A 13,446-nucleotide genomic window follows, 5' to 3' on the forward strand; every position below is an offset into this window, starting at 1 on the left:
TGGAGCTAGCAGCCCGCCTTGGCTGCCCCGCCGGACTAGCCGATATCGGTGGGTGACGTGGCTACTTGGCCAGGCCAGTCACTGCGCACGAAGCAGGGAATCTCATGGATTGCCGCGCTATGGGACCAGAAAGCGACGCGAAAGGGCATCATTTTCTCCGTGTGCTGCCGGGAGCAGAGTTCGCTGATGGTGGTTCCAGCTGGCAAATGGGGAACTTTGGGAAACAGCGGGCTGGGTACCGTGATGTGCCATAGCTGCAGGTCATCGGTTTGGTCATCGTCAAGAACCATGAGTACAGCCCGGCCATGGACCGATACGAAGCCCATTACTTCATCTACTGGATCAGTGCGTTGCGCGAATACCACGGGCATGCCCTCCATCCAGCCGTACGCAGTGAGATGGGTTCTGGCCTCGGGGCAATGCAAAAGTTTTTCGACGCGGTGCATGGCGCGCATATTTAGTTCAGGCATGTTCATTTAATCCTCCGCTGATGGCAGCTCTCCGAAAGGTGACCGCCCACGAAGTTCTGCGGCATAAAGCCGCGGAATCCCCCGGGTTTCGCCTTTGGCGCTCGGTGTTCATCGTGGAGTGTTCTTCTGATAATACATCTTGTTTCCAACCGCCGAGCGGCGCCTTATGTGGACACATGCCCAATGTGGTGCAATTCGCAGGTTTTCAAGTGGGATGTCCCTGCGCAAGCAGTGGAGCAGAGATCCATTTAGCAGAACGAGATTGCCGGGCTAACTAGAGTCGAAGAATTGAATGAATAGCGAATGGGCACTTTCCTGTTTCGCCTCTTAAAGCTGTGGATCGAAGTAATTCTGCACTCAATACCCAGAGCGTTTTGGACCGCGCAGGTCCCGGAAAAGCTTCAGATGCCTGAAGCGGCGCGTATCAACGAGCCGGTCAAGTGCTTGGAAGGAATATAACTGTAGGCTATATAACCCTCGTTGGTCTCGCTTGGCTTGAAATCTTTCGTTAGTCCGGCTCATGATCGAAGCGTTGCGTCTAGCCCGGTGTTGGTCTTGCTCTTCAGGACCGTGTCGGGTTGCTGGGTGCTGATCTTTGGCGTAAAAAGGTACGGTCGTTGCAACGCCTGATTGTTCAGGATGTTGCAACGACCGTTAGAACCCGTCGACCGCCTGCCCCGCTTTTGGGGTGATCGGCCTAAACGCGCTTAGCGTGCCTGGATGTCCGCAGCCTGAGGTCCCTTTGGACCGGATTCAAGCTTGTATTCGACCGATTGTCCTTCTTCAAGATTCTTGAATCCGAAACTCTGAATTGCGCTGTAATGCGCGAAAACGTCAGCGGATCCATCAGAAGGCTCAATGAAACCGAAGCCCTTTTCGGAGTTGAACCACTTTACAGTGCCAGTAGCCATGTGTATTCCTAAATCGTAATTCGCGATATGTCGCGATTTGAGCTTGTGCCACCGTAGCAGCACTGAAGCCATTATTTTTGTTGCATCCCGTGAAACTTAATCAAGCATGAATAGCTTGGAGAGCCAGAACATCGAATTCTGAGTTCTGGAGTAAGAATTCACTGGAGACGCATGTAATAGCGGTCGAAGAGGTTCTATAGAAACGCAGTTTCAAACCGACTGCCCCACCACGGAAGTGGGGACGAATATTTCAAGTGATGCGATTCGCTCTCATGGGAAAAATTCCGAGGAAACGCTTATTAAAAATCCAAGGGAGGAACAATAGGAATTTTCAATTTTCCTTATTGGCTCTAATATCTAGACTACCATGAGGAGCTCACTTAATCTCGCCGGTTTGCTGTGAGGGGAAGCCGAAGTCCTGCCAGGGGAGCTGATTTCGTTGTTCTGTGCCTGCAGCAAGACCGTTATGGGATTCGGTATCCGGAGATGATTGGGCACTCGAATGGATCCCGGGCCGATAGCCCGACCTTGTTCAGGTAGGTGATCACCTGTGCGTAGGATTCGCGGACACTGGCCACGGTGTACGGGACCTGGTGCTCGTCGCAGTACTGGCGCACGATGCGCGAGACGCCGGCCAGGTTGGCGCGCGGCATGGACGGGAACAGGTGGTGCTCTACCTGGTAGTTCAATCCGCCGTAGACGTGGGAGAGCACGCGGTTTCCCCAGCTGGACTTGGCCATGACATTGCGTCCGGTCAGTACCTGGCGGGAGAAGAAGTCGATGCGGGCGTCCTGGGGAACCATCGGCATGCCCTTGTGGTTCGGGGCGAAGGAGGCACCCATGTAGACGCCGAAGACTGCCAGCTGCACGCCGAGGAAGGCGAAAGCCATGCCCACTGGCAGGAAGTAGAACACGATCGCCAGGTAGATGGCGATGCGCAGTGCAATGCCGGTCATCTCGCGCTTGCGGTTCTTGACCCGGCCGGCCTTGAACAGGTACTTGATCGAATGCATATGCAGATTCAAGCCCTCAAGGGTGAGCAGCGGGAAGAACAGGTAGCCCTGGCGGTTGGTGATCCACTTGAGCAGGCCGCGCTGGCGCTTGGCGTCCTCGGTCTGGAAGGAGATGGTGTCCCACTCGATGTCCGGATCCTTGCCCACGGTATTGGGGGTGGCGTGGTGCTTGTTGTGCTTGTTCATCCACCACTGGTAGCTGATGCCCACGACGATATTGGCCAGGAACTGGCCCAGCTTGTCATTGCGCTTGTGCGAAGCCAGGATCTGGCGGTGTGCCGCCTCGTGCGCCAGGAACGCGAATTGGGTGAGCAGCAGGCCCAAGGCTGCGGCCATCAGCAACTGGAACCAGCTGTCGCCCAGGAGGATGAAACCGGTAACGGTGCCGGCTAGCAGCACCGTCAGCACGATGCCCAACCCGAGATAGTGCCCGCGGCGGCGGCCGACCAGTCCAGCTTCGGTGACCAGCTTCTTGACGTGGAAGAAACTTTGAGGATCACCGGGTTTAACGGTGGGTGCTGGAGCGTCCAGCAGAGAACTGCGAGGCAAATATAATCCTTGATTGAAAGAGCTCGCTGCGTCGTGAACAATAAATTACCCGACCGAGCCTATTACCCCCATTCTACTCAGGTTCACGGCCGCTCTCGCTGTTCTTCCGCTGTCAGATTCTGCTCTTTCACATATTTCTTTGAGTTCTATCCAGCTTTGAGGGCCAGTGACGCTGCGATGCGTGTGAGCGCTTCCTCGTTGCCGATCTGCAGCAGCTCAGCGATCATCGCGACCATTGCTTCACCTAGCCGTGCAAGGATGGCCACGGCTTGCGTGTTGCCTCCTTCCAGCTCGGAGGCGATGATCAGGAAGGCTTCTCGGTCTTGGCGGACCAGTGATGTCAGTAGTGCGATACCTAGTGCTGCTTCAGGGCTGTTGCCCATGAGATATTCCCATCGATGAAGATAAATTCGGATGTTTCTTCCGTACACGCGGCGCAACGTCGGCAGCATCTTGAGCCTAGCAGGGTATTGAGGGAGCAGCTTCTCGTAATACAGCGCCTGCCAAGCGCCCAGCGCTGGATCCCGAATAATCGATCGCAGTAGGGCCCATGGAGCAACTGTAGTAACTCTGTGTAACTTCCAGTGCCTCTGAAGTGCCCGGGCCCACTGCTTCAAAGCTGTGACATTAGTGGCTTAGGGGCATGACTCTCCTTGATTAGCGAGCACGGACCTGACGACCAGTGCGGCCCTGAAAGTTCGTTATTCGAAAGTGCGAGCGAGTGATTGATGCCAAGTAATTGGTCCCTTGCTGGAGTAGCAGACGGGCCTACTCGATACTAAAGTGGCAACGCGACAGCCCTAGGGAACCTGTTTTTCATCTTGGGGAAATGAACGAGTCGACACCTAGCAGTTGGGTGTGGACATGGAGCAAAAGATTCTGGACCGGGTTTGTTGTCAGAGGTGCGAGCAACTTCTGGGCGCCAGTATTGTCGGCAGTTTTACACGGCATGACCTGCTTACTTGCCAGATTGAATGTGCCAATAAGAGTGGGCGGCGACAGGTGCTCCCTGACGACTCCGGTAAGTTCTGCCTCTAATCGGTTGCCATCATGATCCCAACCCAATCCCGGTCGCAGCTCCCACTGGCTATGGAAAAGCTGGGACAAGACATCATGTCGAGATTGGCCGGCCGACAGCCCTATGTTCCTCAGGGATAAGGTGCTGTCGAGAACATAGCTGGGGAGCACGATCAGGGGCTTACCTTGGCTTTTCCTCCCAATGGTGGTTATATCCCGGGGATGCTGGCACGATCATCCTACTGCCACTATTGCTGACCGTGCGATCAGCGTGAACAAAGGAGCATCATGCATCTGCCCGTACCCCGCGGAGACCTGTCCCAAGCGCTGAACAATGCGTTGCTGTGCAACCCCTCGGAGGAATACGCAGCCTATTTGGCAACGGTCGCAACTGATCGGTTGGCTGCGGCTTCGGATGTGCTGGATGACGGGGACCTGCAGCTGAGCCTTTTCGTGCTCTACGAACTGCACTATCGGGGATTTGAAGAAGTCGATGACCGCTGGGAATGGGACCCCGGGCTCCTTTCGCTTCGGGCCCGGATCGAGGAGGCTTTCGAGCAAGCGCTGCGCGAGGCGGCAGGCTCGATTCCAAGCGTGGAACCCAGCTCCGCGAAAGTGGCCCAAGCCCTGTTCGAGCTTGCTGCTGATGATGCTGGGCCGTCGGTTTCGAAGTTCATCCAGCGCAAGGCCACTGCCGGCCAAGCACGCGAATTCCTGATACTGAAGTCGATTTACCAGCTCAAGGAAGCTGATCCGCATACCTGGGCGATCCCGAAACTCGAAGGCCGTGCAAAAGCCGCCATGGTGGAGATCCAGGCTGATGAATACGGAAATGGGCAGCTGCCGCGAATGCATAGCGAGCTGTTCAGGCAGACCATGAAGGGCGTGGGGTTGCGTGATGATTTCGGCGCGTACGTGGACCGCATACCGGCGGTGACGCTGGCGGCAGTGAACATGATTTCGCTCTTCGGCATGCACCGGCGCCTTCGGGGAGCCATCACTGGCCACCTGGCACTGTACGAGATGACTTCCTCAATACCCCAGGCCGCTTATGCCCGCGGGTTCCGGCGCCTGGGATATGAATCCCCGCTGACCGATTACTTCGATGAGCATGTGGAAGCTGATGCTGTCCATGAGCAAATTGCCGGCCGCGACCTCGCGGGCGGACTGGCTGAAGACGAACCGGATCTGGTGCCCGACATACTCTTCGGAGCCCAAGCCGCGGCAGCGGTTGACGCGTTGGCAGGCGCGAAGTACTTGGACGCGTGGGAAGCTGGAAGGTCGGCGTTGCATGCCGGAGCGGGGGCAGTGGTATGAGCGAGGGGCGCAGCGCTTCGGAAGCGGCCATGATTACTGTTTGCCCGCAGGGCCCATTGCTGCTCAGGGGAGAATTTGAAATCGTGGATGCCGAGGGGCAATCCATCGAGGCCCGGAAAGGGCCGGTCGCGCTATGCCGTTGCGGGGGCTCTGCCATCAAGCCTTTTTGCGATGGCACGCACAAGCTGATGAAGTTCGAGCGCCCGAAGTAGGACACTGGCTCCTGAAACGGGCTATTGCGCATCCGGTCCGCAGCGGGCCGGCACTGCCGGGACCTGCAGCGTTTGATGCCGTTCGCCGAGCTGCCTGCGCGGACGCGGGAATGCGGCTAGTTGGTGGATCCCGGGTGGCGCGATCCCAGCCGCCTGGAATGCAGTTGCGGCAAGCCTGCGTAGGGTTTGGCCGTCAAGCTGGCGCCCAGGGATTCCAAAGCGTCAGGGACGACGGAGCAGTCCTGATCATTGTGGGGCTGGCCCGCTGCATCGCCATGGTGTTCATCTGGAATGATCTGGCCTGCGGGGACCGGGAAGCGGCCGCGGTGCTGGTGGCCATCAACTCGGTCTTCCAGGTCATCGCCTTCGGTGCCCTGGGCTGGTTCTACCTGCAGCTGCTGCCATCGTGGCTGGGGCTGGAAACCACCAGCGCCGAGTTCTCCATTGCCGCCATCACCGCCTCGGTGCTGGTCTTCCTGGGCATTCCGCTGGTGGCCGGCTACCTGACCCGTACCCTGGGCGAAAAGGCCAAGGGCCGCGACTGGTACGAGGGAAAATTCCTGCCGAAAATCGGGCCGTGGGCACTGTACGGGCTGCTGTTCACCATCGTGCTGCTCTTCGCATTGCAGGGCGATAACATCATCTCCAAGCCCCTGGATGTGCTGCGCATGGCGATCCCGCTGCTGATCTACTTCGTGGTGGTCTTCGGTGCCGGAATGCTCATCGGCCACTGGCTGAAGCTGGGTTACCCGCGCACCACCACCTTGGCGTTCACCGCCGCCGGCAACAACTTCGAGCTGGCCATCGCGGTAGCCATCGCCACCTTCGGTGCCACCAGCGGCCAGGCCCTGGCCGGCGTGGTCGGCCCGCTGATCGAGGTGCCGATCCTGGTTGCCTTGGTCTACGTGGCCCTGTGGTCCCGGAAATTCTTCCCGGCTGTAAGCACTTCGACTACTTCTTCCTAAGGACAACACCCATGACTGCTGCCGAAAAGCCTTCAGTTCTCTTTGTCTGCGTGCACAATGCAGGGCGTTCCCAGATGGCCGCCGCCTTCCTCTCCCACCTCTCCGGAGGGCGCATTGAGGTCCGCTCGGCCGGATCCGCCCCGGCTGATTCGGTTAACCCGGCCGCCGTGGAAGCCATGAAAGAAGTCGGCATCGACATGTCCTTGGAAATCCCCAAGGTGCTGACCACCGAAGCCGTGAAGGACTCCGATGTGGTGATCACTATGGGCTGCGGAGATGCCTGCCCATTCTTCCCGGGCAAAGAATACCTTGACTGGAAAATCGCCGATCCGCAGGATGTGACATTCGAGAAGACCAGCAAGATCTTCAGCGATATCGAGACTCGCGTTAACGATCTGTGGGAGCGTATCAAGGGCACCTAGTCTCGCTCTTGGCGAGGAGCCAGGCAGGCATGGCTTCCATGCTTCCAGTGAGTCCTAGTTCAACGCCAAAAGGCCTGGCGTCTGCCAGGCCTTTTGGTTTGGAAACCGCATACTCCCTAGTGCGGATAGTAGAAAGCTTTCGCAGAACCCGGCGCGCAGCACCCAGCTAGTTTGCATGGGCTTCAATTGCAGCTCTTACCGCGAATTTCTGCGCTCAGATCGAGTCCGAGGCGCCGCGGGAAAACGGTGAGGCCACCGGCTGGTAAGCGAGAACCTGCGCCAAGAGCGGTTCGAATTCTTCTAACTGGGCCAACTATCGCGGACCAGTTCAAAACCCCCGCCGAGCATTTGCACGGATTTTTATCGGCAGCCTGGCTGCCCGTGCTTGCCTGCGCCCTCTTAGTGCTCGCCGCCGAGCTTTCCGCCTAGGCGTTCGCGCATCTTCAGGCTGGCGGTATTCAGACCCTCGATCTGAACGGTTTTGCCGTATTTCTCGTACTTCTCCGTAATGGCATCCAGCGATGCGATGGTAGAGGCGTCCCACAGGTGCGAGTTGTACATGTCGATGACCACGCGGTCCGGATCCTCGGCGTAGTGGAACTGGGTGTAGAGATCGTTGGAGGAGGCGAAGAAGAGCTCGCCATTGACCTCATACTTGGCGATCTGCTCCCCGAAGTGCTCCGCCAGGCGGCGTTCCACGGTGACCAGATGGGCCACCCGGTTGGCGAAGAGCACCATCGCGGTGAGCACGCCCACCCCGACGCCGATGGCCAGGTTGTGGGTGGCGACCGTGAAAGCCACGGTGATGAGCATGACCGTGGTTTCGCTCTTGGGCATCATGCGCAGCGTGGAAGGGCGGATGCTGTGCCAGTCGAAGGTGGCTATGGAAACGAAGATCATTACCGCGACCAGTGCGGCCATCGGGATCAGCGCCACGATGTCGCCCAGTGCCACGACCAGGATCAGCAGGAAGGTTCCGGCCAGGAAGGTGGAGATGCGGGTGCGTGCCCCGGAGGCCTTGACGTTGATCATGGTCTGCCCGATCATCGCGCAGCCGCCCATGCCGCCGAAGAATCCGGTGATGATATTCGCCGCGCCCTGGCCCCAGGATTCGCGGGTCTTGTTCGAGTGGGTGTCGGTGACGTCATCGACCAGCTTGGCGGTCATCAAGGACTCGAGCAGGCCGACGAAGGCCATGGCCAGTGCGTAGGGGAAGAGCACCTGCAGGGTTTCGAGGTTCAGCGGGATATCCGGGAAGAATAGTGTTGGAAGGGACTCGGGCAGCTGGCCCTTGTCTCCCACGGTGGGTACGGCAACCGAGGCGAATACGGTGATCAGCGTCAGCAGCACGATAGCCACCAGCGGGGCGGGGATGGCGGTGGTCAGCTTGGGCAGGCCGAAGACGATCAGCAGGCCCAGGGCCACCAGCGGGTAGACCAGCCACGGGACCCCGAGCAGCTCGGGGACCTGGGAGAGGAAGATCAGGATGGCCAGCGCGTTGACGAATCCGACCATGACTTGGCGGGGGATGAAGCGCATCAGCTTGGCCACGCCCAGCAGGGCCAGTACCACCTGGAAGGCGCCTGCCATGATGACTGCGGCGATGAAGTAGTCCACGCCGTGGCTGGCTACCAGCGGTGCGATGACCAGCGCGATGGCGCCGGTGGCCGCGGAGATCATCGCGGGGCGTCCGCCGAAGAAGGAGATGGACACGGCCATGGTGAAGGAGGCGAAGAGCCCGATGCGCGGGTCAACTCCGGCGATGATCGAGAAGGCGATGGCCTCGGGGATCAGGGCCAGGGCCACGACCAGGCCTGCCAGCACCTCTGTTTTCAGCAGCCGCGGTGATTTCAGGGTGCGCAATACCGATTGGCGCTCGGTGGGACTCAGTGCGGAAGGATCCGCTGTGGTGCTGGTGCTCATGGATGAGCTCCCTTCGTTTCAAGCCAGTAAGCGTGGGGCACGTGCAGTGCGTAGAATTCATGGGATGGGCATCATTGCGCCGCAGACGAGGCAAGAGCTGCCGGAGCGGTCGTAGACCTGATGCCGTCGAATATAACTCTAACCTAACGTAAGGGTAGGGTTGTAATTGGAGGAAACGGAGGACTTCATGGATCAAGCGAAGACCGAAGGTGCGGGCGGTTCGATGCATATCGGTGACATGGTCGAGGCTACCGGCCTGTCGCATCGCACCATCCGCCACTACGACGAGGTGGGGTTGCTGCCGGCGAGCACCCGCAGCGAAGGCGGTTTCCGGATCTATACCGACTCGGATCTGGCCCGCATGCTGGTGATCCGATCGATGAAGCCGCTGGGCTTCTCGCTGGAGGAAATGGGGGAGCTGCTTGACGCGGTGGACGCGCTCGCGGCAGATCCGCAGGACTCCGTCGCCCGGGCCAAGCTCGATGACTACACCCAGCGTGCCAGCGCCAAGCGCGACAAGCTCGCGCTGAACTTGCAGCGTGCCGAGTCCTTCATCGCGGACCTTCGCACCAAGTAGGCCGGAAGCATGGAGATCCGCTTAGCCGCGATGGCGCAGAACCACTGGGCGGATATCGCCCGCATCTATGCCAGCGGCATCGAGACCGGCCTGGCCACCTTCGAATCCGAGGTGCCGGCACGCGAGAAGTTCTTCGCGGCGAAAATTCCTGCATTGTCGCTGGTGGCCGTTGCGCCCGATGCCAAGGTTCTTGGCTGGGCTGCGGCCAGCCCGGTTTCGGCCCGCCCGGCCTACCTCGGCGTGGTGGAGCACTCCGTGTACATTGATCCGGATTATGCCGGATGCGGCGTTGGCGCCCGGCTGCTGGCCGAGCTGATCGCCCGGGCAAGGAAAGAAGATTACTGGATGGTGCAGTCGGCCGTCATTGCCGGCAACGAAGCCAGCAGGGCGCTGCATGCCAGGGCAGGGTTCCGCGAGGTTGGCCGGCGCGAGCGGATTGCCCAGGGTGCCCGAGGGGCAGTGGCGGGGCAGTGGCTGGATACCGTCCTGTATGAGCTCAGGCTCTAGGTAGCGCCCTGCCCAGGTGGGTCTGCGGCCTAGCCCTTGGGTGCCAGGCTGGATCCTAGGGATTCCAAAGCGCCAGGGACGACGGAGTAGTACGCCCACACCCCGCGCTTTTCGCGGTGCAGGATTCCGGCCTCCACCAGGATTTTCAGGTGGTGCGAGACCGTCGGCTGCTTGAGGCCCAATGGTTCGGGCAGGTCGCAGACGCACGTCTCGGCCGATTCGCTGGCGGAGACGATGGACAGGATGCGCAGGCGGTTGGGATCGCCCAGGGCCTTGAAGCGCAGCGCCAACGCTTCGGCCTGCCCGGCGTTGAGGATTGCCTCGCCTTGGGATGGCGTGCAGCAGGCGTCGGCTGCCGGTACTGGGGAAGTTTCTCCGGCAGGATTCACGGTGGCTGTGCTCACGGGCCTTGGCTCTTTTCTTCTGGCGCCAGAGATTGACAAACGTCGATATGTTTCATCATACTCAAAACATCGACAATCGTCGATGCCTATTCTTGGAGTGATGAATCAGTGGCACCCGCGCCTGCGCTAGACACTGCCCCCGTGGCGGCAAAACTTTCCTTCCTGGACCGCTACCTGGCCCTGTGGATCCTGCTGGCCATGGGCGTCGGCTTGGGTCTGGGCCGCATCTTCCCTCAGCTGGGCGAGCTGCTGGACCGCTTCACCGTGGCCGGGGTCTCGGTACCCATCGCCATCGGCCTGCTGGTCATGATGTATCCGGTGCTGGCCAAGGTCCGCTACAACGAAACCGGCCGCGTGCTGGCCGACAAGAAGCTGATGATCACCTCGCTGGTGATCAACTGGGTCCTGGCCCCGGCGTTCATGTTCGTCCTGGCCTGGGTATTCCTGGCAGACCTGCCCGAATACCGCACCGGCCTGATCATTGTGGGCCTGGCCCGCTGCATCGCCATGGTGTTCATCTGGAATGATCTGGCCTGCGGGGACCGGGAAGCGGCCGCGGTGCTGGTGGCCATCAACTCGGTCTTCCAGGTCATCGCCTTCGGTGCCCTGGGCTGGTTCTACCTGCAGCTGCTGCCATCGTGGCTGGGGCTGGAAACCACCAGCGCCGAGTTCTCCATTGCCGCCATCACCGCCTCGGTGCTGGTCTTCCTGGGCATTCCGCTGGTGGCCGGCTACCTGACCCGTACCCTGGGCGAAAAGGCCAAGGGCCGCGACTGGTACGAGGGAAAATTCCTGCCGAAAATCGGGCCGTGGGCACTGTACGGGCTGCTGTTCACCATCGTGCTGCTCTTCGCATTGCAGGGCGATAACATCATCTCCAAGCCCCTGGATGTGCTGCGCATGGCGATCCCGCTGCTGATCTACTTCGTGGTGGTCTTCGGTGCCGGAATGCTCATCGGCCACTGGCTGAAGCTGGGTTACCCGCGCACCACCACTCTGGCGTTCACCGCCGCCGGCAACAACTTCGAGCTGGCCATCGCGGTAGCCATCGCCACCTTCGGTGCCACCAGCGGCCAGGCCCTGGCCGGCGTGGTCGGCCCGCTGATCGAGGTGCCGATCCTGGTTGCCTTGGTCTACGTGGCCCTGTGGTCCCGGAAATTCTTCCCGGCTGTAAGCACTTCGACTACTTCTTCCTAAGGACAACACCCATGACTGCTGCCGAAAAGCCTTCAGTTCTCTTTGTCTGCGTGCACAATGCAGGGCGTTCCCAGATGGCCGCCGCCTTCCTCTCCCACCTCTCCGGAGGGCGCATTGAGGTCCGCTCGGCCGGATCCGCCCCGGCTGATTCGGTTAACCCGGCCGCCGTGGAAGCCATGAAAGAAGTCGGCATCGACATGTCCTTGGAAATCCCCAAGGTGCTGACCACCGAAGCCGTGAAAGACTCCGATGTGGTGATCACCATGGGCTGCGGAGATGCCTGCCCATTCTTCCCGGGCAAGCGCTATGAAGACTGGAAGCTGGAAGACCCCGCAGGGCAGGGCATTGACGGCGTGCGGCCAATCCGTGATGAAATCCGTGCCCGGATTGAGAACCTCATCGCCGACCTGCTGCCGGCCAGCTAAGCGCAGACCGTCTCCAGAATTCCAGCAGCCAAGGAGAAACCCATGCAGGAGAACCTTCCAGTCATCGTCATCGGCGCCGGCCCCATCGGCCTTGCTACCGCCGCCCACCTGCGCGAACGCGGGCTGGAAGTGCTTGTCCTGGAAGCCGGGGACAGCGCCGGCGCCGCAATAGCCCAGTGGTCCCACATCAAGCTCTTCTCCCCATGGCGCTTCAATATCGATGCGGCCGCCCGCCGGCTGCTGGAAACCCCCAGCGAGGGATACGCAGGAGGCTGGGAAGCGCCGCGGATCACCAAGCTTCCCACCGGCGCGGAGTTGGTCAGCGAATATCTCCAGCCGCTGGCCGCCCACCCGGAATTGTCACCGCGCATCCGCTACGGCCACCGCGTGGCGAAGATCAGCCGCGTGCTGGCCGACGGCCGCGGTGCCGACAAGGCACGCACCGCGCACCGCGATGAAGCCCCGTTCCTGGTGCGCACCGAAACTCCGGGCGGCCCGGTGGATCTTCTCGGCCGTGCCGTGGTTGACGCCAGTGGCACCTGGAACCAGCCAAGCCCGGTAGGCCGGGCCGGAATCCAGGCCATCGGCGAAGCGCAGGCGCGCGAGCGCGGCTTCATCATCTGCGGGCTGCCTGATCCGCTGGGCGCCGATGAGCAGGAGCTCGCGGGCAAGAAATTGCTGGTGCTTGGCGCCGGGCATTCGGCGGCGAATACCGTCATTGCCCTGGGCCGGTTGCAGAAGAAGTTCCCGGACATTCGGATCCTTTGGGGCCTGCGCGGGGCGGCCAACCCGATCCGGCTCTACGGTGGCGGAGCTGCTGACCAGCTACCAGCCCGGGGCCAGCTGGGCACGTCGCTGCGCCGGCTGGTGGAGAACGGCAACGTGGAACTGCTGGAAAATGTCTCCGTCGCTTCGATGAGCGCAGGGGATCAGCTGTCCGTATCGCTGGCTGACGGGCGCGAGCTGGGCGTTGACCGCATCATCGCCGCCACCGGTTTCCGCCCGGATCTGCAGATGCTCTCCGAACTGCGCCTGGACCTGGATGAATGCGTTGAAGCCCCGCGCCAGCTCGGGCCATTGATCGATCCGGAATTCCACAGCTGCGGAACGGTCAGCGCGCACGGCGAAAAGCAATTGGCGCACCCGGAAAAGAACTTCTACATCGTTGGAATGAAGAGCTATGGACGGGCTCCGACGTTCCTGATGGCTACCGGCTACGAGCAGGTGCGCTCCATTGCCGCTGCCTTGTCCGGCGATGCCGACGGGGCAGGCCGGGTTGAACTGGATCTGCCGGAAACCGGGGTCTGCTCCACGGATCTGGGCGGTTCCTGCGATGCCCCCGCGGACGGCGGCACCGCCAGCGGAACCGAGCCCGCCGAAGCGGCCGGCTGCTGCACCTCGCCGCAGCCGGTGAGCCTGGGATTGGCCACAGGAACACGGCACGGCAACAGCGAAGTGGCCGCCCAGTAAGCCTGCTTGGGCAAGGGGCGATCGCCACGGAAACTCGATGGAGCCAAGGGGCAGCGCGGCATATGCC

14 protein-coding genes and 1 pseudogene are annotated in these 13,446 nt (G+C 60.8%); 9 read left to right on the forward strand and 6 right to left on the reverse strand.

The window, feature by feature from the left end; genetic code table 11:
• Positions 1–35: 35 nt before the first annotated feature.
• The 4 genes from ACP3TE_RS08755 to ACP3TE_RS08770 all read right to left on the reverse strand — a co-directional run bounded on the left by ACP3TE_RS08755 (position 36) and on the right by ACP3TE_RS08770 (position 3,326).
• Positions 36–470: a hypothetical protein gene (locus ACP3TE_RS08755; protein WP_426736082.1), complete on the reverse strand. Its 435-nt coding sequence runs from the start codon at positions 468–470 to the stop codon at positions 36–38.
• A 707-nt stretch (positions 471–1,177) separates the two neighbouring features.
• The gene (locus tag ACP3TE_RS08760; protein WP_105658961.1) at positions 1,178–1,381 is read right to left on the reverse strand and encodes a cold-shock protein; all 204 of its coding nucleotides are present in this window, start codon (positions 1,379–1,381) and stop codon (positions 1,178–1,180) included.
• A 464-nt stretch (positions 1,382–1,845) separates the two neighbouring features.
• Positions 1,846–2,943 (reverse strand): fatty acid desaturase family protein, encoded by a 1,098-nt coding sequence (locus ACP3TE_RS08765; RefSeq protein ID WP_426736084.1) that lies wholly within the window; start codon positions 2,941–2,943, stop codon positions 1,846–1,848.
• Between the two features lie 146 nt (positions 2,944–3,089).
• Positions 3,090–3,326 (reverse strand): hypothetical protein, encoded by a 237-nt coding sequence (locus tag ACP3TE_RS08770; RefSeq protein ID WP_105658704.1) that lies wholly within the window; start codon positions 3,324–3,326, stop codon positions 3,090–3,092.
• Between the two features lie 922 nt (positions 3,327–4,248).
• Here ACP3TE_RS08770 and ACP3TE_RS08775 point away from each other — a divergent pair.
• The 4 genes and pseudogenes from ACP3TE_RS08775 to ACP3TE_RS08790 all read left to right on the forward strand — a co-directional run bounded on the left by ACP3TE_RS08775 (position 4,249) and on the right by ACP3TE_RS08790 (position 6,876).
• Positions 4,249–5,277 (forward strand): iron-containing redox enzyme family protein, encoded by a 1,029-nt coding sequence (locus ACP3TE_RS08775; protein WP_426736086.1) that lies wholly within the window; start codon positions 4,249–4,251, stop codon positions 5,275–5,277.
• On the forward strand, positions 5,274–5,489 hold the full coding sequence (locus ACP3TE_RS08780; protein WP_133834746.1) for a CDGSH iron-sulfur domain-containing protein: 216 nt from the start codon (positions 5,274–5,276) through the stop codon (positions 5,487–5,489). The genes ACP3TE_RS08775 and ACP3TE_RS08780 overlap by 4 nt, the downstream gene beginning before the upstream one ends.
• Before the next feature lie 242 nt (positions 5,490–5,731).
• Positions 5,732–6,454 (forward strand): annotated as a pseudogene (gene arsB, locus ACP3TE_RS08785) (ACR3 family arsenite efflux transporter); the annotation flags it as partial.
• 11 nt (positions 6,455–6,465) lie between these two features.
• Positions 6,466–6,876 (forward strand): arsenate reductase ArsC, encoded by a 411-nt coding sequence (locus tag ACP3TE_RS08790; protein ID WP_426736088.1) that lies wholly within the window; start codon positions 6,466–6,468, stop codon positions 6,874–6,876.
• Between the two features lie 399 nt (positions 6,877–7,275).
• On the opposite strand, the gene ACP3TE_RS08795 is transcribed toward ACP3TE_RS08790, so the two are convergent.
• A complete protein-coding gene (locus ACP3TE_RS08795; RefSeq protein WP_426736089.1) occupies positions 7,276–8,799 on the reverse strand; it encodes a SulP family inorganic anion transporter in 1,524 nt (507 codons plus the stop codon).
• 187 nt (positions 8,800–8,986) lie between these two features.
• On the opposite strand from ACP3TE_RS08795, the gene ACP3TE_RS08800 reads away from it, so the two are divergent.
• Together ACP3TE_RS08800 and ACP3TE_RS08805 are read left to right on the forward strand one after the other, a co-directional pair.
• Positions 8,987–9,376 carry a MerR family transcriptional regulator gene (locus ACP3TE_RS08800; RefSeq protein WP_286172296.1) on the forward strand — a complete coding sequence of 130 codons (390 nt, stop codon included), beginning with the start codon at positions 8,987–8,989 and terminating at the stop codon, positions 9,374–9,376.
• Positions 9,377–9,385: 9 nt separating this feature from the next.
• Positions 9,386–9,883: an N-acetyltransferase family protein gene (locus ACP3TE_RS08805; protein ID WP_426736090.1), complete on the forward strand. Its 498-nt coding sequence runs from the start codon at positions 9,386–9,388 to the stop codon at positions 9,881–9,883.
• A 29-nt stretch (positions 9,884–9,912) separates the two neighbouring features.
• Here ACP3TE_RS08805 and ACP3TE_RS08810 read toward each other — a convergent pair whose 3' ends face one another.
• Positions 9,913–10,287, reverse strand: a complete 375-nt coding sequence (locus tag ACP3TE_RS08810; protein ID WP_332489430.1) for an ArsR/SmtB family transcription factor — start codon at positions 10,285–10,287, stop codon at positions 9,913–9,915.
• Between the two features lie 141 nt (positions 10,288–10,428).
• Between ACP3TE_RS08810 and arsB (ACP3TE_RS08815) the strand changes: the two genes are divergently transcribed.
• Genes arsB (ACP3TE_RS08815) through ACP3TE_RS08825 form a run of 3 tightly spaced genes read left to right on the forward strand, consistent with a single transcriptional unit; the run spans position 10,429 to position 13,379 of the window.
• The gene (gene arsB / locus ACP3TE_RS08815; RefSeq protein WP_426736093.1) at positions 10,429–11,484 is read left to right on the forward strand and encodes an ACR3 family arsenite efflux transporter; all 1,056 of its coding nucleotides are present in this window, start codon (positions 10,429–10,431) and stop codon (positions 11,482–11,484) included.
• 11 nt (positions 11,485–11,495) lie between these two features.
• Complete coding sequence (locus tag ACP3TE_RS08820) at positions 11,496–11,909, forward strand: arsenate reductase ArsC (protein ID WP_426736095.1); 414 nt, start codon at positions 11,496–11,498, stop codon at positions 11,907–11,909.
• 42 nt (positions 11,910–11,951) lie between these two features.
• On the forward strand, positions 11,952–13,379 hold the full coding sequence (locus ACP3TE_RS08825; protein ID WP_426736097.1) for an FAD-dependent oxidoreductase: 1,428 nt from the start codon (positions 11,952–11,954) through the stop codon (positions 13,377–13,379).
• Positions 13,380–13,446 lie beyond the last annotated feature (67 nt).

It is taken from the genome of Glutamicibacter sp. 2E12 (genome assembly GCF_050030965.1).
GTDB lineage: Bacteria > Actinomycetota > Actinomycetes > Actinomycetales > Micrococcaceae > Glutamicibacter.